This is a genomic window from Sphingomonas sp. P3_C6 (genome assembly GCF_056402595.1).
This window is the reverse complement of record NZ_JBFUHB010000045.1, coordinates 1-20644: the sequence shown is the minus strand read 5'-3', so window position 1 is coordinate 20644 and position 20644 is coordinate 1. Positions and strand designations below refer to the sequence as shown.

The 20644-nt window shown below is 67.4% G+C and carries 25 protein-coding genes and 1 pseudogene; 13 read left to right on the top strand and 13 right to left on the bottom strand.

Annotated features, from left to right (window positions below; all coding sequences use genetic code 11):
- Positions 1–221: pseudogene (locus AC1DT7_RS23385) on the top strand (IS110 family transposase); the annotation flags it as partial.
- A gap of 261 nt (positions 222–482) precedes the next feature.
- On the opposite strand, the gene AC1DT7_RS23380 reads toward AC1DT7_RS23385, so the two are convergent.
- Positions 483–869: a hypothetical protein gene (locus tag AC1DT7_RS23380; protein ID WP_478038624.1), complete on the bottom strand. Its 387-nt coding sequence runs from the start codon at positions 867–869 to the stop codon at positions 483–485.
- A 119-nt stretch (positions 870–988) separates the two neighbouring features.
- Here AC1DT7_RS23380 and AC1DT7_RS23375 point away from each other — a divergent pair, with 119 nt between their 5' ends.
- Together AC1DT7_RS23375 and AC1DT7_RS23370 are read left to right on the top strand one after the other, a co-directional pair.
- Positions 989–1462, top strand: coding sequence for a hypothetical protein (locus tag AC1DT7_RS23375; RefSeq protein WP_478038622.1), 474 nt, complete (start codon positions 989–991; stop codon positions 1460–1462).
- Positions 1459–2358, top strand: a complete 900-nt coding sequence (locus tag AC1DT7_RS23370; RefSeq protein ID WP_478038620.1) for a DUF1521 domain-containing protein — start codon at positions 1459–1461, stop codon at positions 2356–2358. Before AC1DT7_RS23375 ends, AC1DT7_RS23370 begins: the two co-directional genes overlap by 4 nt.
- On the opposite strand, the gene AC1DT7_RS23365 is transcribed toward AC1DT7_RS23370, so the two are convergent.
- From AC1DT7_RS23365 to AC1DT7_RS23310, 12 genes are read right to left on the bottom strand one after another with little or no spacing between them, the layout of a single operon-like run.
- Positions 2322–2858 carry a hypothetical protein gene (locus AC1DT7_RS23365; protein WP_478038618.1) on the bottom strand — a complete coding sequence of 179 codons (537 nt, stop codon included), beginning with the start codon at positions 2856–2858 and terminating at the stop codon, positions 2322–2324. The genes AC1DT7_RS23370 and AC1DT7_RS23365 overlap by 37 nt on opposite strands.
- Positions 2855–3307 carry a hypothetical protein gene (locus AC1DT7_RS23360; protein ID WP_478038616.1) on the bottom strand — a complete coding sequence of 151 codons (453 nt, stop codon included), beginning with the start codon at positions 3305–3307 and terminating at the stop codon, positions 2855–2857. The genes AC1DT7_RS23365 and AC1DT7_RS23360 overlap by 4 nt, the downstream gene beginning before the upstream one ends.
- Entirely contained in the window at positions 3297–4625 is a 1329-nt protein-coding gene (locus AC1DT7_RS23355; protein WP_478038614.1) for a FliI/YscN family ATPase, read from the bottom strand. Before AC1DT7_RS23355 ends, AC1DT7_RS23360 begins: the two co-directional genes overlap by 11 nt.
- Positions 4622–5212, bottom strand: a complete 591-nt coding sequence (locus tag AC1DT7_RS23350; RefSeq protein ID WP_478038613.1) for a FliH/SctL family protein — start codon at positions 5210–5212, stop codon at positions 4622–4624. The genes AC1DT7_RS23355 and AC1DT7_RS23350 overlap by 4 nt, the downstream gene beginning before the upstream one ends.
- Positions 5209–5685, bottom strand: a complete 477-nt coding sequence (locus AC1DT7_RS23345) for a hypothetical protein (RefSeq protein ID WP_478038611.1) — start codon at positions 5683–5685, stop codon at positions 5209–5211. The genes AC1DT7_RS23350 and AC1DT7_RS23345 overlap by 4 nt, the downstream gene beginning before the upstream one ends.
- The gene (gene sctJ, locus AC1DT7_RS23340; RefSeq protein WP_478038609.1) at positions 5682–6449 is read right to left on the bottom strand and encodes a type III secretion system inner membrane ring lipoprotein SctJ; all 768 of its coding nucleotides are present in this window, start codon (positions 6447–6449) and stop codon (positions 5682–5684) included. The genes AC1DT7_RS23345 and sctJ overlap by 4 nt, the downstream gene beginning before the upstream one ends.
- Complete coding sequence (locus AC1DT7_RS23335; protein ID WP_478038608.1) at positions 6446–6880, bottom strand: hypothetical protein; 435 nt, start codon at positions 6878–6880, stop codon at positions 6446–6448. The genes sctJ and AC1DT7_RS23335 overlap by 4 nt, the downstream gene beginning before the upstream one ends.
- 2 nt (positions 6881–6882) lie before the next feature.
- Entirely contained in the window at positions 6883–7191 is a 309-nt protein-coding gene (locus tag AC1DT7_RS23330) for a hypothetical protein (RefSeq protein WP_478038606.1), read from the bottom strand.
- On the bottom strand, positions 7188–8393 hold the full coding sequence (locus AC1DT7_RS23325; protein WP_478038604.1) for a SctD/MshK family protein: 1206 nt from the start codon (positions 8391–8393) through the stop codon (positions 7188–7190). Before AC1DT7_RS23325 ends, AC1DT7_RS23330 begins: the two co-directional genes overlap by 4 nt.
- On the bottom strand, positions 8390–10243 hold the full coding sequence (gene sctC, locus AC1DT7_RS23320; RefSeq protein WP_478038602.1) for a type III secretion system outer membrane ring subunit SctC: 1854 nt from the start codon (positions 10241–10243) through the stop codon (positions 8390–8392). Before sctC ends, AC1DT7_RS23325 begins: the two co-directional genes overlap by 4 nt.
- Positions 10240–12204, bottom strand: coding sequence for an FHIPEP family type III secretion protein (locus AC1DT7_RS23315; protein WP_478038600.1), 1965 nt, complete (start codon positions 12202–12204; stop codon positions 10240–10242). The genes sctC and AC1DT7_RS23315 overlap by 4 nt, the downstream gene beginning before the upstream one ends.
- A gap of 2 nt (positions 12205–12206) precedes the next feature.
- Positions 12207–13022, bottom strand: coding sequence for a lytic transglycosylase domain-containing protein (locus tag AC1DT7_RS23310; protein WP_478038598.1), 816 nt, complete (start codon positions 13020–13022; stop codon positions 12207–12209).
- A 497-nt stretch (positions 13023–13519) separates the two neighbouring features.
- Here AC1DT7_RS23310 and AC1DT7_RS23305 point away from each other — a divergent pair, with 497 nt between their 5' ends.
- The 10 genes from AC1DT7_RS23305 to AC1DT7_RS23260 all read left to right on the top strand — a co-directional run.
- Positions 13520–14683, top strand: a complete 1164-nt coding sequence (locus AC1DT7_RS23305) for an EscU/YscU/HrcU family type III secretion system export apparatus switch protein (protein WP_478038596.1) — start codon at positions 13520–13522, stop codon at positions 14681–14683.
- Positions 14684–14707: 24 nt separating this feature from the next.
- On the top strand, positions 14708–15031 hold the full coding sequence (gene fliO, locus AC1DT7_RS23300; protein ID WP_478038595.1) for a flagellar biosynthetic protein FliO: 324 nt from the start codon (positions 14708–14710) through the stop codon (positions 15029–15031).
- On the top strand, positions 15031–15990 hold the full coding sequence (locus AC1DT7_RS23295) for a FliM/FliN family flagellar motor switch protein (RefSeq protein ID WP_478038593.1): 960 nt from the start codon (positions 15031–15033) through the stop codon (positions 15988–15990). The genes fliO and AC1DT7_RS23295 overlap by 1 nt, the downstream gene beginning before the upstream one ends.
- On the top strand, positions 15987–16682 hold the full coding sequence (gene sctR / locus AC1DT7_RS23290) for a type III secretion system export apparatus subunit SctR (RefSeq protein ID WP_478038591.1): 696 nt from the start codon (positions 15987–15989) through the stop codon (positions 16680–16682). The genes AC1DT7_RS23295 and sctR overlap by 4 nt, the downstream gene beginning before the upstream one ends.
- Before the next feature lie 9 nt (positions 16683–16691).
- Positions 16692–16958 carry a type III secretion system export apparatus subunit SctS gene (gene sctS / locus AC1DT7_RS23285; protein WP_478038589.1) on the top strand — a complete coding sequence of 89 codons (267 nt, stop codon included), beginning with the start codon at positions 16692–16694 and terminating at the stop codon, positions 16956–16958.
- Positions 16955–17782 carry a type III secretion system export apparatus subunit SctT gene (sctT, locus tag AC1DT7_RS23280; RefSeq protein WP_478038588.1) on the top strand — a complete coding sequence of 276 codons (828 nt, stop codon included), beginning with the start codon at positions 16955–16957 and terminating at the stop codon, positions 17780–17782. The genes sctS and sctT overlap by 4 nt, the downstream gene beginning before the upstream one ends.
- A gap of 26 nt (positions 17783–17808) precedes the next feature.
- Entirely contained in the window at positions 17809–18174 is a 366-nt protein-coding gene (locus tag AC1DT7_RS23275) for a LuxR C-terminal-related transcriptional regulator (RefSeq protein ID WP_478038586.1), read from the top strand.
- 156 nt (positions 18175–18330) lie between these two features.
- Positions 18331–18969 carry a hypothetical protein gene (locus tag AC1DT7_RS23270; protein ID WP_478038584.1) on the top strand — a complete coding sequence of 213 codons (639 nt, stop codon included), beginning with the start codon at positions 18331–18333 and terminating at the stop codon, positions 18967–18969.
- 76 nt (positions 18970–19045) lie between these two features.
- Entirely contained in the window at positions 19046–20029 is a 984-nt protein-coding gene (locus AC1DT7_RS23265) for a DUF6683 family protein (protein ID WP_478038582.1), read from the top strand.
- Positions 20030–20456: 427 nt separating this feature from the next.
- A partial coding sequence (locus AC1DT7_RS23260) for a transposase (RefSeq protein ID WP_478035524.1) occupies positions 20457–20644 on the top strand: 188 nt, incomplete at its 3' end.

Genomic DNA, 20644 nt, shown 5'->3' with positions numbered 1-20644 from the left:
CCGACCCGTCCGAGGCGGAAGGGCTTCCGTCCGCACCATCCTCTTCCTCGTCGCCAATATCGCCCGCAAGTTCGACCCGACCCTGAACGACTTCCATCAACGACTCAACCCAACAGGGAAAACCAAAAATGGTCGTCCGCATCGCCCTTGCAAGAAAACTCCTCGTCAGACTCAATTCAAAGGCACGCGAAACACGCGCACAACTCGCCATCGCTCTTTGAAATCGTTGACACGCCAGATAGTCGCTCAGGTCCGATGAATCTGACGTTGCGTACCGTCGTTTCCCGGCAGAACAGCGAGGTCGCTGGCTGCTCCTTGGCTGTTATTCGATAACAGCCATAAATGGATCAAGCGATTGAATCTGTGTTGAAAATATGAATTGAAAATCCAACATAACAGCCAGTAAAAAAATAATCGGCCAGGAACAGCCAGCAAACCGTCATCCTGTTGGAAGTATCACCCGTTTCGAATCACCATTCTGCCTACCGGAACAGCCCCGCCGGCGCCCCGTACCGTGCCGCCCAGCCTTCCCATGCGACATCGGTCGGCCCGACCGCCTGGTCGATCACCCGCCAGCGCCCGCCCGACCGCTGAAGCAGCGCGACATAGTCCTTGGAGATCATGCCCTCTGCTTCGGCCGAAGCGAGCGGCGTGCCGGCATAGCTGATAGGCCGGCCGCGATCGTCCTGCATCGTCGCGATCAGGAATGCCCAATCGCCGTCGCGGTTGAGAGTGCGCACCAGGAATTTCACCGGCTTGCTCAGCTGCCGCACGACCGGCTGGCGCGCCGCGTCGAGGATCGCGATGCGCTCTGCCCCCGATACGGGTGCCGTGCTGGCGAGAATCCCTGCGACGACGGTGCCGATCATCTGCTGCCTCCCGAGCGGCCGAGTTCCATATTCTTCCCTAAGCGAATCGTTGAGCGCGCAGGAGCCCGGGACACGCTATTTACGACGGCATGTTCCAACCGTCCGACGAGTATTGACCGATGATCAATCCTATCAGCACTGGACGCGCCGAGCGGGTCTCGCTCGGGGGACTCGATGGCGGTAATGGCGGCCCCGGCGCGCGCGCGGCAGCCGCGATGACGACCCTGTCCAACCGCGTCGCGACGACGCTGACGGGCCAGCTCGGGCTGGTCGATCCCGATGCGCGCGGCGGCTATTCCGGCGGGTCGGCGAACGACGCGTACGGTGTCGGCCAGGTCGCCGCGGAGCTTTCGGCGTCGCTCGGCGGCGGCCCGGCCGATACCGGGCGGCTGAGCCGGGCGTTGCACGAATTCACCAGCGAGGTCGCGGCGACGATCGCGGCGAAACCGCATAGCAGCGTGCTCGGCATGGTCTCGGCACTCCACTTCAACCTGGTCGACGGCGATGGCCGGCCCGGTTCGACCGATGCCGACTACGCCTTTGCCGCGATCCAGGCGGGGATCTTCCGCCTGCGCGAGGACGCACCCTGGTGACCGGGCCGGTCGCCTCGTCGGCGGTCGACAGCATCAGCATCACGCTCTCGGACGACGCGACCTCGATGGTCGCGAGCGTCGTGCTGCTCGATCCGATCGCCGCCCCTGCTGACGCCGCCGCGATACTGCCTGAGACGGCCGACATCGCATTGTACGTCGCCCCGGCCGAGGGCCTTCCCGCTGTTTCCGGGCCGCCTGCGTTCGAGGTCAAGGCGATCTCGATCGGCGGCATCATGTTCGAGCTCGGCGACGGCTACACGCTGACGCTCGACGAGGCGACATCGTCGATCTACGTCACCAATGCGGAGACGGGGGAATCTCTACTGGTCTGGGGCGCGGCCGAGATCGCGCTCGACGGTGCCGAGGCCGCCCGCTTCTGGGGCACGACCACCGTGGAACTGGGCAACGGCACCAGGATCACGATGGAGACGGCGGCCGACGCGACGATCGACGACCTGTTCCGGCTCGACAAGCTGACGGTCACGCGGGACGACCGGGCGATGGTGGTCACCGGCTTATCGCAGGAGACCATGGGCGACCTGACGGTCGAGCAAAGCTTCGACGGCGAGGCGATCGACGCCGCGACGCGTGACGGGCTGACCATCGTCACGGACATCACCGGACGCTGGAGCGACGAATATGGCAACGCCGTCACGCAGAATCTGCTGACGCAGACGGCGCCTGGCCGCCGTTACGGCCCCGGCCGGACGACGCTCAGTCTGGGCGAGATCTCGAAGACGATCTCCAGCTTCGTCGCCTACAACCAGATCGACTCGCTGATGCTCACGATCGGGCGTAACCGGGTCGACGAGCCGGGCAGGCGGGATCGGAGCGCCGAGGTCAATCGCGCCATCGCGCTTTATGCCGGGGTGAACGCCCGCCTCGACGGCGCCTGAACGCCGACCCGGCCGACTCGTACCTCGCGCCGCAACAGCCGCTCGTTCAGTTGCTCGCTCCACTGCGCTGCCATGGCCGGCGGCACTGCGGTGGCGGGGATCAGCAGCACGTTGATCTGCCCGGCCAGGTCGCGGCCGAGCACCGCACCCTCGATCCGATAGGCGCCGAGCGGAAGCGAGAGCTGCACCTGGGGCTCGGCGCCGCCCTTTGCCACTTCGGCGATGGCTGCGGCGATCCGGTCGAGATGGGCGTGGAGCATCGCATCGACATCGCCCGCGGTGGCGGCGGCTTCTGCCATCGGGGCGGCGGCGAGGTCGCGCGGCATGGTGAGCGCGGCAAAGACGGTGTCGTCGGGATTCTGCTTCTTGGTCTTGCCGGCGGTGCGGGTGAGCGCATCGGCAAAGGCGCGCTTCTGGGCCGGCTGTGGCTCGGACTGCGGGTTATGGCTCGGACGGGGCGAGGGTGTGTAGCTCGGCCGGGGCGGGGGCGCGGCGTTCATGACAGGTGCGCCCGGGGTTGCATCGGCATGTCGGCCTCCAACCGGTCCTCGACGCGGCGCTGCTCGACCCGCACCGCCGCGCGGCGATGATCGGCGATCGTGTCGCTGCGCAGCTGGTGGCGGCCGACCGCGCGCACCGCTTCGCCATGCGCGTCACGGGCGAGGTCGAGCCGCATATGGCGTTCGGCGACATGGGCTGCGGCGCCCGCTTCGAGCGCGATGCTATGGTCGAGCCAGAGCCGCGCCTGGCTGCAGGCCGGTGTGCGGGTGAAGGCCTGGCGCGCCTCGGCCCGGGCGGCGGCGGCGGCGGCATGGTCGGCGCGGGCACGGTCGAGCGCCGCGGCCGCTTCCTCGGCGGCGGCGTGGGCCTCGGCGGCGGCGCGCGACAGGCGTAGCCCGCGCACGCGGGCGACCTGGGCAAGTCTCTGCCCAGCCGGATCAACGGGCATGATCGATCTCCTCGAAGGTGCGCAGCCGCGCAGTGCATTCGGCGAGCGTCGCCGAATCGTCGCGGGTCTGGCGCAGGAACGCGTTGATCGCGCCCCGCTCGGCCAGCGCGCGATCGGCGAGCCGGTCGCGGCCCGGCTCATATTCGCCCATCTGGACGAGCAGTTCGATCTCATCGAGCTTGGCCAGCATTGCGCGGAGCCCGGTCGCGGCGCGCTGCTGCGATGCCGGCGCGAGGCGTGGGAACAGGCGCGACAGGCTGCCGAGAATGTCGATCGCCGGATAATGGCCGCGCGCGGCGAGCTTGCGCGACAGCATGATATGGCCGTCGAGCAGCGAGCGGACTTCTTCGCCCACCGGATCGCCCTCCTCGTCCTCGAGCAGCACGGTGTAGAGCGCCGTGATCGCACCCGCTGCCGACGTGCCGCTGCGTTCGAACAGGCGCGGCAACTCGGCGAAGACCGAGGGCGGGAAGCCGCGGCGCACTGCCGGCTCGCCCGCCGCCAGCCCGATCTCGCGCAGCGCACGGGCGAAGCGGGTGACGCTGTCCATCAGCAGCAGGACATGGCGGCCTTCCTCGCGCAGTCCCTCGGCGATGGCGGTGGCGACATGCGCCGCGCGCACGCGCTCCATCGCCGGCCGGTCGGAGGTCGCGACGACCACGACCGAGCGGCCAAGGCCTTCGGCGCCCAGCGTCTCCTCGATGAACTCGCGCACTTCGCGCCCGCGCTCGCCGATCATCGCGATGACGATCGCGTCGCATTTTGCCTGTCGGGCGAGATTGGCGAGCAGCGTACTCTTGCCGACGCCGGCGCTGGCGAAGATGCCGACCCGCTGGCCGATGCCGATGGTCAGCAGCCCGTCGATTGCGCGGATGCCCGTCTCCATCGCCGAATCCACCGGCTTCCGGTCCATTGGATTGGGCGCCGGTGCATGGATCGGGCGGTCGCTGCCACGGCGGATCGGGCCCAGCCCGTCGAGCGGCTGGAGGCGCGCATCGAGCACGCGGCCGAACATGTCTGTGCCGCACGGCGTGCGGTCATCGCCGCTGCGCAGGATCACGTCGCTGTCGAGCGAGAGGCCACGAAGGTCGCCGAGCGGGGTCAGGATCGCACCGCCATCGGCCAGGCCGATCACCTCGGCCCAAAGGGTAAAGCCGGTCTCGGGATCGACGATCTCGCAGCTCTCGCCGATGCGCGCTCGAACGCCGCTGACGCGGAGCGTGGTGCCGAGGGCGCCCACGATCCGGCCATGCTGTTCGAACATCGGTGCCGAATCGAGCGCCCGGACCAGCGAGAGCGTGTCGGGCCGGGTGTTCATGAAGCGATGCCCCAGCGCTTGGCGAGCGCGTCGAGCTGAACCGACAGGCTGGCGATCACCTGGCCAGCACTGGTGCGCATCTGGCAGTCGGTCGGGCCGAGCATCGGATCGGCGATGACGGTGACATGGGAGAAGTCGGCGAACCGAGCGGCAAGGCGGTCGGCCATCGCGGGCGCAACCGAGATGGTCACCGGGCCTTCGCCGGGCAGTCGGGCGAGCGTGCGCTCGACCATAAGCGGGACGAGCGTCTCGTCGTCGATCTCGCCGACGATCGCCCGGACGGCAGCATGGGCCGCTTCGGCGACGGCGGCGCGGCGTGCCTCTTCCTGTTGCTCGATCGCCGCGGCGAAACCGGCCAGCTGCTCCGCGATATGGTCGGCGGCGGCCGCCTTTGCTTCGGCGAGACCCTCGGCCCGGCCGGCAGCGCGGGCGTTGTCGGCGTCGGCCGAGGCACGGTCGCGGATCGCGGCACTTGCCTGCAACAGCGCGACGGCGTCGGCGAAATCCACGCGCTGGGCGCGCTTGATCACCGCCGTGCCGCTGGCGAGCAATGTATGATCGTCGGTGTGGACGAGGTGGAAGCTCATGCCAGCACCGCCGCGATCGCGCTTGCCCGCGCGGCGAGGTCACGCGCCTGAGGATCGTCGCGCGCATCCGGGAAGCGGTGCGCGAAGGGCAGCGGTAGCGCCGCGTGCAGCAGCGCACGACCCTCGGCATGGAGGTGCTGGGGCGGGGGGAGCGGCAGGTTGCTCGACCGGTCGGGTGCCGGCGCCTCACAGGCTGCGTCGAGCAGGTCCTCGCCGACCGTCGCGGCGAGCGCCGCCAGCCTGGTCCCGGACAGTTCCGCATCGATGGCGCGGCGATAGCGGAGCAGGGCGGCGAGCGTGGCGATCCGCTGCTGCTGTGCGGGCTCGGCGCTCAGCCAGTCGGGCACCTTGCCGATATCGGCGAAACTGGGCCCTGGCATGCCCGCCAGCCGGCGGGCGAAGCGCGCTCCACGCCCTTCGCCGGCCGCTTCGGCGAGGATCGCGTGCCGCCGCCGCCGGTCCTCGCCTCTCACGGGCGCACCGTATCCGGCAGGCCGCCGCGGAGCCGCCGTGCGCGCCACAGCGCCCGGCCGGCAAAGGCAAGCAGTAGCGCAGCGACGATCGCCGCGAGCGTGCGCACCAGGGTCGATACCGAAACCATGTCCCGATTCTCTGGCACGACCGGCAGGCTCTGTGCCGGGACCATCACCACCGACACCCGGTCATAGGTCAGGCCGTCGATCCCGTTGGTGACGAGCGATTTGATAGCCCCGGTCTGGCTGCGCAGGTCGAAGCCGGTGCGGTATTTGACGAAGACCGATGCCGCCGAGGGCTTCGCCTCGCGCGACAGCGGATCCGCCTCGGGCATGGTCAGGTGGACCCGCGCCTGAACTACGCCATCGATCTCGCTGATCGTCCGGCTCAGCTCCTGCGACAGGCCGTAGATCAGCCGGGCACGCTCCTCGAGCGGGGTGGAGGTGAAGCCTTCCTTCTTGAACACCGATCCGAGCGAATCGTAATTCTCGTGCGGCAGGCCGTGCGCGCGCAACGTCTCGACGGCGCGGGCGAACTCGCCCTGGTCGACGGTGATGCTCCAATTGTCCTTTTCGCCCGCGACCTTGTGTGCCTGGATGCCGGCCTGGTTCAGCACCGCGAGCATCTCGTTGGCGGCCGGCTCGGTCAGCTTGCCATAGACCTCCTGCCGGCTGCAGCCGGCGAGGGTGAAGGCGGCGAGCAGCAGCAGGGGCGCAGCCAGCCGCCCCCGCCATGACGACGCGAAGGGCGCGCCGGGCGTCATTGCTGCTTGAACAATTGCTGCACGCCGTCCGAGCTGCGGTTGGCGATGTTGGAGGTGAGCTGCGCCTGGAACATGAATTCCGAGCATTTCATGGTGAGCTGGACCATCTCGCCCGGCGTCAGCTGCCCGCCGCTCGCCTCGGCACTGGCGGCGTAGCGCGAGACGGCGCGAGCCTGGACATTGACCTGGTCGAGTGCGCTGAACATGCCCTTGAGGGCAGGCGGGATCGGGCCGGCCTGTACCGTACCCTGGACCTCGCCCATCTTCTCCAGCGCGTGATGGAAACGCCCCTCGACCGTCGGGCTGACACCCGATGTGCCGGCAGCGCCGCCGCCAGGGGGCAACAGGTCGAAGGCGCGGCCGCCGGCGCCCGTGGCCCCGGCTGGTCCTGCGGCTGATGCGGCAAGCGCGCCGATTGCATCGATGCTCATGCTCAGTTCTTCCGGGCCATGGTTTCGAGCGCCTTGGACACGCTGTCGATCGAGCTGTGCGAGCTGTTGGCCATGAAGCTCATGCGCATCGATTCGGCGGTCAGCTGGGTGATGTCGGACGGCTTGTCGCCGCCCTGCGAGACAACATCGGACTTGGCGGTGATGACATCCGCCTGCGTGTCGAGCGCCTTGCCCCAGGCATCGGCAAAGGCTTCGAACCAGTTGCCCTTGCCCTCGCGGACATCATTGTCGCCCATATTGCCCATCGAGGCGAGCGTGCCGAGTGAGGCACTGTTGATCGGGTTGGTCATGACTGCGCTCCTTCATTGGATCGGACGCCGGTTAGGTTGGTCTCGGGCTGGGCCGGCGGCGTTTCCGGTCCCAGGATGAGTTCTTCGACCTGACCGTCGCGCTCGAAGCTGACGCGGCCATTGCCGATGGTGATGATCTTGTGCCCGGTCGGCACCAGCGCGCCCGCGAACCAGCGCGTGCCGTCCATCGTGGTGATGTAGCCCGGATTGCCGTCGACAAAGGTCGCGAGGCCATATTCGGAGCCGGAGAAGAAATATTGCAGGTCGCGGTCGCCGCGGCCGCCATCGGGGGCGAAGGCCACCTGGGTGACGCCCGGCACGTCGCGCTTGATCAGCTTTTCGAGCTCGGCCCGGCGGTCGGCGGGGAGGAATTCGGCGGTGACGAGCAGGCTGTGCCCGCCGCGCGGTTTCGCCTCGCCGTCCACGCCCTGGGCGCGGAGCAGGTCGGTCGCCGATGCGGCTAGCGCCTGCATCGTGTCGACATCGACAATCGCCGGCCCGATCCGCTCCGAAACGAGCAGGCGAAGCCGGGCGAGCTCGGCATCGTCCCTGACGATCCCGTGGATCATCGGCCCGTTCGCGCTTTCGGTAAGCGTCAGGTCGCGAAAGCCGGCCGCAGCGAGCACCGCCCGGTCGGTCGCGCTGCTGTGCAACTGCTGGCCGATCCAGCGTGTCGCCGGGCCGGTCACCGCAATGACGAGCAGCAGCATGGCGGCCAGCGCCGTGTAGATCGGCCAACGCCGTTCGAGCGACAGCGCATCGCGCATCGGATAGAAACGGGTCGCGACCCGCTCCCCCAGGGCGGCGCGTTGGCCGCCGGTCTCGGAAACGGTCAGCATGGAGGACAGGCGCTCGGTTTCTTCCCAACGCTCGGATGTCGGTTCGCCCACCGCGACGGCGAACCCGCCCAGCATCATCGGGATGAAGGCGGGGAGGGCGGCTTCCTCGCCGGCGCCGACCGGGCGGCCGAACAACTGCGCCTCGCCCGCGACGACCCGCACCGTCGCAACCTCGTCGCCGAGGTGCAATTCGAGCGACAGGCCGCGCGTCGAGGGATCGCGCAGCACGATGTCATGGTCGAAACCGTGGCCGACCCGCACGAACTTGCCGCCGTGCAGGCGATGCTCGGCGCCCTTGAGCCGGCCGCTTAGCACACGCAGCACGGTGGCGCCGGCCATTGGCGGGGCGAAGGGTGCGTTCACCGCTTGCGCTTCCCGCCGGACTTGCCGGCCGCGGCGAGCGCCTGAAGCTTTTCGAGCGGGATCGGCGTGGTGGCGGACGCGGGCTGGAGCCCGGCCGGGCTGTTCTGCGACAGGATCCGCGGCGTGATCAGGAAGATCCGCTCGATATGCTGCGAGCCCTTGTTGCGCTTGCGGAAGGCCTGGCCGATGATCGGGATGTCGCCGACCCCGGGCACCTTGGATTTATAGTCATATTGAGTCTCGACGGTCATGCCGCCGATCAGCAGGCTCTCGCCCTGCTTCACCACCGCGCTGGTGTTGATGCTCGACTGCTTCACCGCCGGGATACTGTCGACGATCAGTCCGGTGGGCGATCCGTCGAGGATTTCGATCGAGAGCCGGGTGCGCAGCTCGCCACCGTCGAACAGGACCGACGGGTTGACCCGCATCACCATGCCGGCGGTCACCGGGAACAGGTCGACCTGGCGGTCGCCGGCGACGCGCACATAATATTGGACCTGGTTGTTGAACACGGCCGGGATGTTGTTGAGCGTACTGAGGCGCGGCCGGGACACGACGTGCAGGATGCCGCTCTTCTCGAGCGCGGTGATGCGCAACGAGAAGCCGTTGAGCGAGCCGGTGAGATAGGTGGCCGCGGCATTGGCCCCGGAGAAATTGTCGCTCGGGTTCGACTGCGATCCGCCGAACAGCGCAGCGAAGCCCCCGTCGCGGAAGCCGACATCGATACCGAGGTCCTTCAGGCGGCTGGTATCGAGTTCGATGATCGTCGCCTCGATCTCGACGCCGCGCGGCTCGACGTCGAGCCCCTTCACGATGTCCTCATAGACCGACATGGATTCGGGCCGGTCGCGAATCAGCACCGCATTGTTGGTCGGGTCGACCTCGACCCGCGGTCCGTTGATGTCGCGGGGCGCCGCCTCGCGCACCACGGTGGTGTCGAGACCGGGCGTGCCTTGCTGGTCGAAGCTTCGCTGCGCCTCATCGGGCGGCACCGAATTGAGCCCGCGTCCGCCGAGCCGCGGCATCGACTGGCGTTCGAGATCGAAATTGCCGCTGGTCGATACGGTGTTGGACGGCCGCCCGTCGCCCATCATCCCGCGCAGGATCGAGGCGACGCCGGGGATCACCACGGTTCGGTCGAAGCTCTTCTGGATCGTGTCGTCGGCCCGGGCGTAGCGCAGATAGAAGATGCGCACCTCATAGGGCGAGCGGGTCGTCGCCGAGCTCAGCACGCGCGAGCGGAGGGGGGCGCTGCTCACCGTGTCCATCGCCGCCGGCCCAAGCAGCGGCGAGATGATCGCCGCGTTGGACGGCGTGGCCGACGCCTGGATGATCGCCGGGTTGGCGGCGCGGGTACTGCCGGCAAGCTGGGATATACGGTCGAGGAACGCCGGAACGCCGGTCGCGCTCACCGCATTGGCCGAGGCGGCGACGGTGTTCGCGCTGTCGACGATCCGCATCTTCTGCGCATCCTGGACGATACCCGCCGGGTTCGCCGCCTCGAAGCTGCGCGACTGGATCTCGCCCCCGGTATAGACCCGGACTACTGCGCCGTCATAATAAGCGACGAGGTTGAAGGCGCGGGCGAACTGGGTCCAGATCGTCTTCGGCGTGCCGACGAACACGCCGTTGATCTTGCCGTTGATCGCCGAGCTGGTCTTCACCTTCAGCCCGGCCTGGCCGAACAGGTCGGCGATCGCCGCATCGACGCGTTGGTTGCGCGCGGTAACCGTCACCGACTTGTCGGTGAAGGGCGGCGCCTCGGCCGGCGCGGCAGCCGGCGCCACCACGGCGCAGGCAAGGAAGAGTGTTCCCAGGAAAGTCGGGGTATGCCACGAAACTCGCGTCATTCGGCAAACTCGCGTTGCGCCTGGCTGGCCAGGCTCTCAGGGGCGGAATTGAGCTCGCCGACGATGTCCAGCGGGACGGCGGGATTGAGCTCGTTGAAGGAAATGACCGGCACGTCGAACAGGTCGCCGGCGATCAGCAGTCGGAGTGGTCGGCGCAGATCCTGCGCGGTGAGGATCGCGCGCGCGCCGCTCGCCGCGACCTGCTCGGCGAGCAGGGTGTTGAGCGCGCGCATCTGGTGCGGGTTGATCGCCAGGCGCATCTGCCCGTCGACCGGGGTCAGCGTGTGGCGGATGATCTCTTCGAGGGTGTTGCCGACGATCAGCACACGCAGCCGGCCGGCATCGCAGATCGGCGCGATCAGGTGGCGGCGCATGGCGATGCGTACGCGTTCGGCCATCGGCACCGCCTCGCGCTCATATTGGCCGACATCGCCGATCGCCTCGATCGCGTCGCGGAAGTTGCGCAGCGGCACCTTCTCCTCGGCTAGCAGGCGAAGCACTTCGCCGATCCGGCCGGTCGGCACGGCACGGACCGCTTCCTTGACCACTTCGGGATGGCTTTCGCCGAGCCGGTTGAGCTGGTCGGTGATCTCCTGGAGCCCCAGGAACAGCACGAGATTGCGTTCGAGCAGCCGCTCGACATGCAGGCCGACGCGGTTCGCAAGTTCGCTCGCCTCGACGCCGCTGCCGAGCGGCGCGTCATGGGCGGAGAGGGTCCAGCCATTGTCCGGAATGGCTCCGGTCGTATCGGCGACGATGCGCAGGTCGGGGATGGCGACGCCGCTGCGTTCCTGGAGGGCGGCGATGCCGGCGCGGACGCGGCCCGCCAGCGCGGCGAATTCCGGCTGTTCGGAGGGCACGCCGACGGTCAGGCGTAGCGCGTCGAGCCGCGGCATCGCCTGGGCGACGATCGTCGTCTCACCGACGGGCACGCCATTGTCGGCGACGGCGAAACCAAGCCGTTCGCGCACCCAGCGACCAGAGGTCGGATGGTTCAGCGCGCCGCCGGTAAGCAAGGCGGCGGAGAGCGCGAAGAAGACGAGGGTCGGGAAGCCGGGGATCAGCCCGAGCAGCAGGGTCAGCCCGCCGGCAACCAGCAGGACATGCGGCTTGCCGAGCAGCTGGCGCGAGATGGCGGGGCCGAGATCGCGGTCGCGATCCTCGTCCGTCGTGCGGGTGACCAGCAGGCCGGCAGCCATGGCCGAGAAGAGCGCCGGCACCTGCGCCACCAGCCCGTCGCCGATCGTCAGGATCGAGAAGGTCGTCGCCGCCGCGCCGGCCGACATGCCGTGATAGAGCATGCCGATCGCCAGGCCGCCGATCAGGTTGACGAGCACGATGATGATCGAGGCGATGGCATCGCCCTTCACGAACTTCATCGCGCCATCGAGGCTGCCATGGAGCTTGCTCTCCATCTCCAGCGTGCGGCGTTTCTCGCGCGCCTCGTCCTTGCTCAGGATGCCGGAACGAAGGTCGCTGTCGATCGACAGCTGCTTGCCCGGCATCGCATCAAGGCTGAACCGCGCGGCCACTTCGGCGACGCGCTCGGCGCCCTTCGAGATGACGATGAACTGGACGATGGTGATGATCAGGAACACCACCAGCCCGACGATCAGATTGCCGCCGGCAACCATCTCGCCGAATTGCTGGATGATCGCGCCGCCATCCATCTCGGTCAGGATCATGCGCGTGGTCGAGATGCTGATCGCCAGCCGGAACAGGGTCGACAGCAGCAGCACCGTAGGGAAGGTCGAGAAATCGAGCGGCTTGACGACGTACATCGCGCTCAGTAGCAACAGGATGCCGATCGTCATGTTGGTCGCGATCAGCACATCGAGCGCCAGCGGCGGCATCGGCACGATCATCAGCATGACGACAGCGACGACGACACCGACCAGCAGGACATCGGCTGCCCGGATCGGCAGCGCCCGCAGGCGCTGGAAAGGGAGCGTCCGCGCCACGATCAGCGCCCCGCCACGCCCTGTTCGGAAACCAGCCGCTGATAATTGGCGGTCACCTGCCGGACGTAATTCTGCGTCTCGGCATAGGGCGGGACCTGGTTGCCATATTTGCGTACCGCGCCTTCGCCAGCGTTGTAGGCGGCCAGGGTCAGGGAGAAATCATTGAACCGGCCATAGAGCTGGCGCAGCAGCCGGGCGCCGCCATCGACATTGGCCTCGGCATCGGTGATCGCGCCGCCATGGACGTTGAGCATGCGCGCGGTGCCGGGCATCAGCTGCATCAGCCCGCGCGCGCCGGCCGAACTGGTCGCGTTGACCCGATAGCGCGATTCCTGGGTAATCACCGCGTGCAATAGCAGCGGGTCGATCCGGTGCCGCGCGGCGACACGGCCGATCATCGAATCATAGGGCGTTCTGTAGGATGCCGGCTGCATCGTCAGGATCCGCTCCGCATCGACCGGCCCGGCCAGCGCGGCGAGCTCGACCGGCTCGGCCGTCTTCGGTGCGATCGCAGCGATCCTGATGGTCGCCGGCTCGTCCGAGATTCGCCGCATCGCCGGCGCTTCGGGCGTTATCGTCCGGTTGACCGGCGCCTCATATTCCTTGGGTGAGGCAGGCGCGATCACGACGTTCGAGCATTGCGACAGCGACGCTATGCCGGCCAGCGAACCGGCGCCGGCAACGCGGAGCGTTTCGCCGACCGGGCAGGGCGGCGGAGGTGGCGCGCGATCCCTCGCGGCCACCGGCTGTACGGCGAATGCCACGCCAGCAATGACGAAAAAGCCGGCACTACGAGGCCAGCGCAGGGGGTTTGCCATGTCGCATCGTTCTCCCAGCCATCGGCCACGACGACCGACGGGATCCAGTACGATGCCCCACATTGCCCGAAGCCTGCTCAGAACTCGGGCGTGATCAATAGCCTGCGGGCGAATTCTTTCATTTTCAAGTCATCTTGCAAAATTTTCTTTGATTTACATCAAGTACGGTGAGCTGCGCCAATGATGCGACGAATTGACGATAGAGGGTGGAACTTTTTCGACGTAACGGCGTCGAAACGATAATGCGATGTTTTCGACTTGACGTATAGCTTGCACAGTTTGTCGGCAAAACCACGTATACACCCAGTATATATAGTCACGATAACTACGAATTCTTTGATTCGACCGGTTGACGTGTAACAGTTTGTTTCTGAAACTAGGCAAACGCGGTTCTGCCCCACGAGCCACGTGACCTTTAGCCCTGCTCGGCTGATGAAATGGAATATTTCGGCGCGATGCGTGCCGGATGTTCTTTATCTCTGGAGACAGGCACTCGCATGGCCCAGAAGAATGATGGTGCCGACAAAAGTGAACTGCCGACACCCAAGCGTTTGCGCGATGCGCGCAAGAAGGGCGATGTCGCCAAGTCGAAAGATCTTGGCGCGGGTCTGCTGACACTTGCCTGGCTGGTCCTGTTTCTGGCCGCGTCGGGCTATGTCGCCAGGGACCTAGCCCGCCTTGCCAGTGATACCCTGACCGGCGCGACCACCCTGCCGTTCGAGCAGGCAGCCGCAGCCGCCGGCTGGGATGCGGCGGCGACACTGGTCCGCATCTCGTTCGTCACCCTGGTGCCGGTGGCGCTGATCGCGACCTTTGCGGAGTTCCTTCAGGTCGGGCCCATCCTGACCACCGAGAAACTGAAGTTCGGCCTCGAAAAGATGAATCCGATCGAGGGCCTGAAGCGCATGTTCGGCAAGGACGGGCTGTTCGAGCTCGCCAAGACCTTGGTCAAGGTCGCGCTGATCTGCGTCATCGCCTGGATCGTGCTGCACAATGCCCTGACCAGCTCGACTCAGCTCATCGCCCTGGCCGGAAGTTCGCCGATCGATTCGAGCGGGCCTGCGGCGGCAATGGCGTCGCTCAGCCAGACCTGGTCGCTGACGCTGCAAATGTTCGCGATGGTCGTCTGCGTCTTCCTGTTCGTCGCGGTCGCCGACCGGATCTACGCCAAGGCCAGCTTCATCAAGAAGATGAAGATGAGCCGGCGGGACATCAAGCAGGAGCACAAGGAAGACGAGGGCGACCCGCAGGTGAAGTCGATGCGGCGCGAGATGCACCAGGAATGGGCCAACCAGAATGCGATCGGCGCGACGCGCGGATCTGCGGCCTTGCTGGTCAATCCGACCCATATCGCGATCGCGCTCGACTATGATCTCGAGGCCTGCCCGGTGCCGGTGATCGCTGCCAAGGGCGCCGGCCCGCTGGCCGCGGCGATGCGTGCCGAGGCGGAGAATGCCGGCGTGCCGATCATCCGCAATGTGCGCACCGCGCGCAGCCTGTGGGCGCGCGGCGAGATCGGCGAGATCGTGCCCGAGGACATGTTCGACGCGATCGCCGCCGTCATCCTCTGGGCAAGCAAGGCGAAGAGCGGCGACGCGCCGATGTGGCAGGACATGGACGGGGCGGTGCGCCGTCCCGCGCTCGCCGCCGCCGCCGAATAGATCAACGGAAGAATCGGGAGAACCATGGGTATCGGAGCCGTCTTGTCGTCGATCGTCGCGATCGTGGTCGCGCTTGCCATCGTGCTCGGCATGGCCTGGGGTGCGATCTGGCTGCTGAAGAAGCTGCAGGACCGCCAACTCGGCGTTGCGTCGAACGGCGACGGCGAACCGCCGATCCGTTTCCTGCGGTCTATGCCGCTCGGCCAGCGCGAACGCGTGGTGCTGATCGAGGCGCGGGGCGAGACGATGCTGGTCGGCGTCACCACCGCGTCGATCACGCTGATCGCGCGCTGGCCCGACGGCACCGTGCCCCCGGCGAGCCGGCCGCTGCCCGGGGCGCTCAACTGATGGCGACGGCGCTGGCGCTGGATGGCCTGACCGACCTGCCCAGGCTCGACCCTGGCGCGGCCGCGCTTGGGGCGGTGCTGTGCGGGCTGATAGGCGACGCGGGCTTCGACACTGCGATCGTGCGGGAGCCGCAACCGGTGGCGGCATGGTTTGCTTGTGCCGGTAGCGTCCGTTTCCGGATCCTGCGCTGCGGCGGGCGGCCGGTGCTGCTCGATCCGGAACGGACCGCCGACGCCGTCGCGCTGCTGGACCGGGCTGAGCCGGCGCTCGAACGGCTCGAACAGGCGCTCGAGCTGATGCTCGAACCCGGCGCGCTGGAGGAGGAGCGGGTCACCGATGCCGTGATCATCTCGTTCAGCGACGCGGGAACCAAGGGACTGATCGCCGTCTCGATCGAGCATCCCGGACGCGCCGGCTGGGAGGAGCGCGCCCGATCGCTCGACCCGGTCGCGCCGACCTTGCCGGTGGTGGTGCGGCTGCTGGTGGAAGGCCCGCGCCTGCCCATTGCCGAGGCGGGGGGCCTCGAACCCGGCGATCTCGTGCTGCTCGCCGCGCGTCCGGGCGCCACGCTCGACACCGACACCGACACCGGCACCGCCCTTGCCGGGCAATGCGATCTTTTGTCCGGACGCTTCACCCCGCATCCACAGGGAGGCCCGATGGCCGCTGACACTTCCGCGCCGCGCGATTTCGCGGTGCCGCTCACCTTGCGCCTGCCCGATCGCATGACCAGCGCAGCAAGCCTGGCCGCCCTGCGCCCGGGCATGGCGCTGCCGCTCGGGCCGCTCACCGAAGGCATGCCGGTCGAACTGCTCGTCGCCGGCCGTCCGCTTGCGCGCGGTGAGCTGGTCCAGCTCGGCGACCGGTTCGCCGTGCTGATCGAGGAGCGTGCCGCGATCGACGATGTCGGCGCGGACCCTGTCGCGGTCGATCCCGAAGCGGCGGAGGCGCAGGCGTGAACCTGTCCGACTTCACGCCCGGCTCTGCGCTCATCACGGTCGTCCTGATCGCGCTCGCGCCGTTCTTCGCCGTGATGGTGACCAGTTTCACCAAGATCGCGGTGGTGCTCAGCCTGGTCCGCAATGCGCTGGGACTTCAGCAGGTGCCGCCCAACATCGTGCTCAACGGCCTCGCGCTCATCCTGTCGGTGTTCGTGATGTACCCGACGCTCGAGAAGATGCAGGAGGCCGCCGCGATCGAGCGTCCGGCCGCGCCGACCATGCCGGGCGAGCCGCAACAGGCGGACAATCCGATCGAGAGCACCGGCGACATCTTCGCCACCGCCGACCGCGCCAAGGAGCCGCTGCGCGAATTCCTGGTCAAGCACAGCGACCCGCGCGAGCGCGCCTTCTTCCTGCGCACCCAGCAGCGCATCGGCGATCCGACCAAGGTCAGCGCGCTGAAGGACAGCGACTTCGTGATCGTGATCCCGGCATTCGTCGTGAAGGAGCTCAAGATCGCCTTCCAGATCGGGTTCCTGATCTTCCTGCCGTTCCTGGTGATCGACATGGTGATATCGAACATCCTGCTGGCGATGGGCATGATGATGCTGTCGCCGGTGACGATATCGCTGCCGTTCAAGATCCTGTTGTTCGTGCTCGTCGATGGCTGGGTGAAGCTCAGCCACGGTCTGGTGCTGTCCTATGCGTGAGATTCCTGCATGAGCGACGATGTCGTCACCTTGACCACCCAGGCGCTGTGGCTGGTGTTGCTGCTGTCGGCCCCGCCGATCCTCGCCGCGTCCGTCGTCGGTCTGCTCGTCGCGATTGTCCAGGCGGCGACCCAGCTGCAGGAGCAGACGCTCCAGTACACGCTCAAATTCTTCGCCATCGTGGTCAGCATCTTCGTCACCGCCAGCCTGATGGCCGGCACGCTGTTCAGCTATGCCGACGGAATCTTCTCTGGCCTGGCGGGGGTAGGGCGGTGATCGAGGGCGCGCCGCACGGCATCGGCGTGCCGCTGTTCGCGGCGATCCCCTGGCTCGACCAGCTGCTGACAGTCGGCATTGCCGCGACGCGGTTCGCCTTCGCGTTCGTGTTCGTGCCGATCTTCTCGAAGGAAGTGATGCCGACGACGGTGCGCAACAGCATCATCGTCACCTTCGGGCTGGTCGCGCTTGCGCTCCAGCCGCACTTCGCGCCGGCCAGCCTGAGCGCGATGGACTGGGCGAAGATGCTGCTGAAGGAGGCGGCGGCCGGAGGCATCATCGGCCTGTTCTTCGGCACGATCCTCTGGGCGCTCGCTGCTGCCGGTGAGATCATCGACACCAAGGTCGGCGCGACCATCGGCCAGCTCGTCGACCCATTGAGCGGTACGACGACCTCGCTCACCGGCATCCTGCTTGGGCGTTTCGCCGAAGTGGTCTTCGTCACCGGGGGCGGGCTCACCCTGCTCGTCGGCACGGTGATGGGCAGCTATATGGTGTGGCCGCTCGGCCCCGGCGGCCTGTTGCTCGACATGCGCGCGGTGCAATATTTCGAGGGCGAGTTCGGGCGGCTGTTCGCGCTCGCTTTCCTGTTCGCGGCGCCGGTGCTGACCGTGCTCTATGTGATCGACGCCGCGCTCGGCTTCCTCAACCGCTTCGCGCAGCAGTTCAACGTCTTCTCCCTTTCCATGCCGATCAAGGCGGCCGCGTCGATCTTCGTCGTCATACTGACCCTGCCGCTGCTCGCCCAGGCGGTGCTCGCCGATCTCGGCACGCGCGAACAGATCGCCGGCGGCGTGCTCCAGCGCGTGGCGCAGCCGCGGTGAACGCGGTGCAGCCCCATGCGCGACCGATGCCGGGCCTCGCCGGAGACGGCATCGACGATGCCGAGGAACTGGCGCGGCTGGTCGAGCGGCTGCGCGAGGCCGAGGCGAAGCGTGAAGCGCATGCCCGCGACATCGTGATCGGCGAATTCAGCGTGACCGGTGCACGCGTGCCGCTGCTCCACATCGCCGGCTTGCAGACGCTGACCCGCAACGAGGCGGCGGTGCTGCGCTTCCTCGGCTGGGGGCGTGCCAATGGCGATATCGCGACCCTGCTCAACATGACGGACAACACCGTCCGCACGCACATGAACAATGCCATCCGCAAACTGGAACTGGACGGGGTCCGCGAGCTGAACAGCCTCGCCGGGCTGCTGTTCATGCCGCTCGAATGAGGGAAGCCGCGGAAAAACTAAGCGAATCGTTTAGGCCAACTAAACGAATCGTCGAGCGCGCGGCGGCGCGATCCGGGGCAGTTTTCTCCCTGTCGCGGCGAACAGCCGCAACCGGCCAGCTCCCCGAAGGAGCGCGAAATTCTGGAAGGAACGGTCATGAGCTTCTTGAGCGGTATCGCAGGTTCGCTAATCAATCCGGTCAGCCTGGCGCAGCTGGCCATGGGCCCCGCGGGCTGGGCTTCGCTCGCCGTGCGCACGATCGGCACGGCGATCGCCAAGGAAGTCATCCAGCAACTTGGCCAGGAGCTGGGCCTGCCGCAGGGCATGATCAACATGGCGCAGAACGCCTTCTCGGCGGCGACCGGTACGACCGGCGGCCCGGCGACGATCGCCGAGGCGGTGTCGGATCTGGCCCAGCAGTTCGGCCTGTCGCCGGCGGAGCAGGGCGAGCTGCAGCGCTCGGCGCAGCAGGATTCGCGCGACATGTACACGCAGCTGGCGGATGCCTTCAAAAGCGGCAAGGACATGGCCGAGGCGCGCAAGTCGCGCGGCAGCAAGGGCAGCGGTTCCTGGCTGCAGGCGATCGCCGATGCAATGGCCCAGGCGCTCGACAAGAAGGTCCAGGACATGGACAAGATGGCGCAGGCGCTCGACAAGCAGGGCAGCAAGAAGTCGGTCAAGGCATCGACCGACCTGCAGGTCGCCGGCCAGGAATTCTCCTATCTGATGAATGCCAGCAGCACCGTCATCAAGACGATCGGCGAAGGTCTCAGCGGTATGTCGCGCAAGCAATAAGCTTCGCGGTTCTCAGTCGGGGGAGGGCGGGCTATCACCCGCTCTCCCTTTTTGTGTTTGTGTGAAGGAGGGTCCGATGAAACGCGCACTAGCCCTGGTCCCCAAGGTCCCGATCCTTGGGGCTCTGGTCCTCGGGATCGCTGCCTTGTCGCCGGTGGCGGCGACGGCACAGGACATGGCATGGGGAACGATCATCCCCTCCGTCGCGGGCACCGACCAGCTCGGCATCGTGCTGCGCGAGCAGGTGCGCCGGCCGCCGCCCGGCCGGAGCGTGCGCCCGCGGATCGACCCGCGCGACATGGACGCTCGCGGCGGTGGATATCGGGGTGGCGGATATCAGGACGGCGGCGACATGGTCGCGCCGAACCCCGCCGCGCTCCGCTACAGCCCCTCAAAGGCGCGCCGCACGGCGAACCTGGCGCATTTCGTCGAGAAGACTCGCAAGGCCGATCCCGCCGGCGCGAAGGATCTCGCGACCCTGTTCGCGTCGGGCGATTTCATCGACAAGATCGGGAAGGCGATTGCGCCCTACGACCTGCATGTCGACAATGTCGCCGACGCCTATACCATCTGGTGGATCAATGCGTGGCAGGCGACGCGCGGCCGCAACGATACGCCGGGCCCGGCGGTGAAGGACGCGGTGCGCGAACAGGCGGCGCGCGCGCTCACCGCCGCGCCGGAATTCGCCGGCGCGGGCGATGCGGCGAAGCAGGAGCTTGCCGAATCACTGCTGGTGCAGGCGGCGCTGATCGACACCGCGGTCGAGCAGGCCAAGGGCGACCGGCGGCGACTCGATGCCGTCGGCGCCGCGGTCGCGCAGGGCGCGCGGGGCATGGGGCTCGACCTGTCGACGATGGAGTTGACCGACCAGGGATTCGTGCCGGCGCAGCGGGGCGCCAACGAACCGGTCGCAGGCACGGAGCGCAAGGAACTGGCGGCCGTCGGCCCCCCTGCGGGGATGGGTGGTGGCGCCACTAGCTATGGTCTGATCGCGGCGGCCGGTGGTGCTGGGATCGGCGGATGGCTGGTGCTGCGCGCGATGGGCCGGCGGAGCGGCTGATCCCTGCCGTGTGGCGGCGATCCAACTATGTCGGGTTTGTTCGATCGCCGGGTCGGATTCCTGCGGCGATCGCGAACACGCTTTCGACACCAGGCGCCGGCGCCGCGGCCAGCGTTTAGCCCAGCCGTCCCAGTTCTGACGGTGGACAGGAACCGCTCCATCTCCCTTCCCGGGAAGCGCTTCACGCCGATGACGGGGTTGTCCTTTCGAACACCGCGCAAAATCCCATAGCCGAGCGCCGCGCTCGGAGCGCATATCGTCCGCGCGGAAAGCTGGGGCACTAGAGCGTGATGATTTTAGGTTAGGCATAGCCTGAGTTGTTGAAGTAATTTTGGCATTCGTCGGGAGCGAACTCGTCGAGGAGGGATGAGCTGCACCCGGTTTCGTGGACACCGAGATAAGGTGTTTTTGGAACCGGAGGGTGACGATGCAACGACGGAAGTTCAGCCGGGAGTTCAAGCTCGAGGCGGTGAAGCTGGTATTGGAGCGTGGCGTTTCGGCATCGCAGGCAGCGCGCGATCTGGATGTGCATGCGAACGTGCTGCGCAAGTGGATCCGCGAAGCGGAAGGCGACCCTGGATCGGCGTTTCCCGGCCACGGCAACATGAGGCCAGA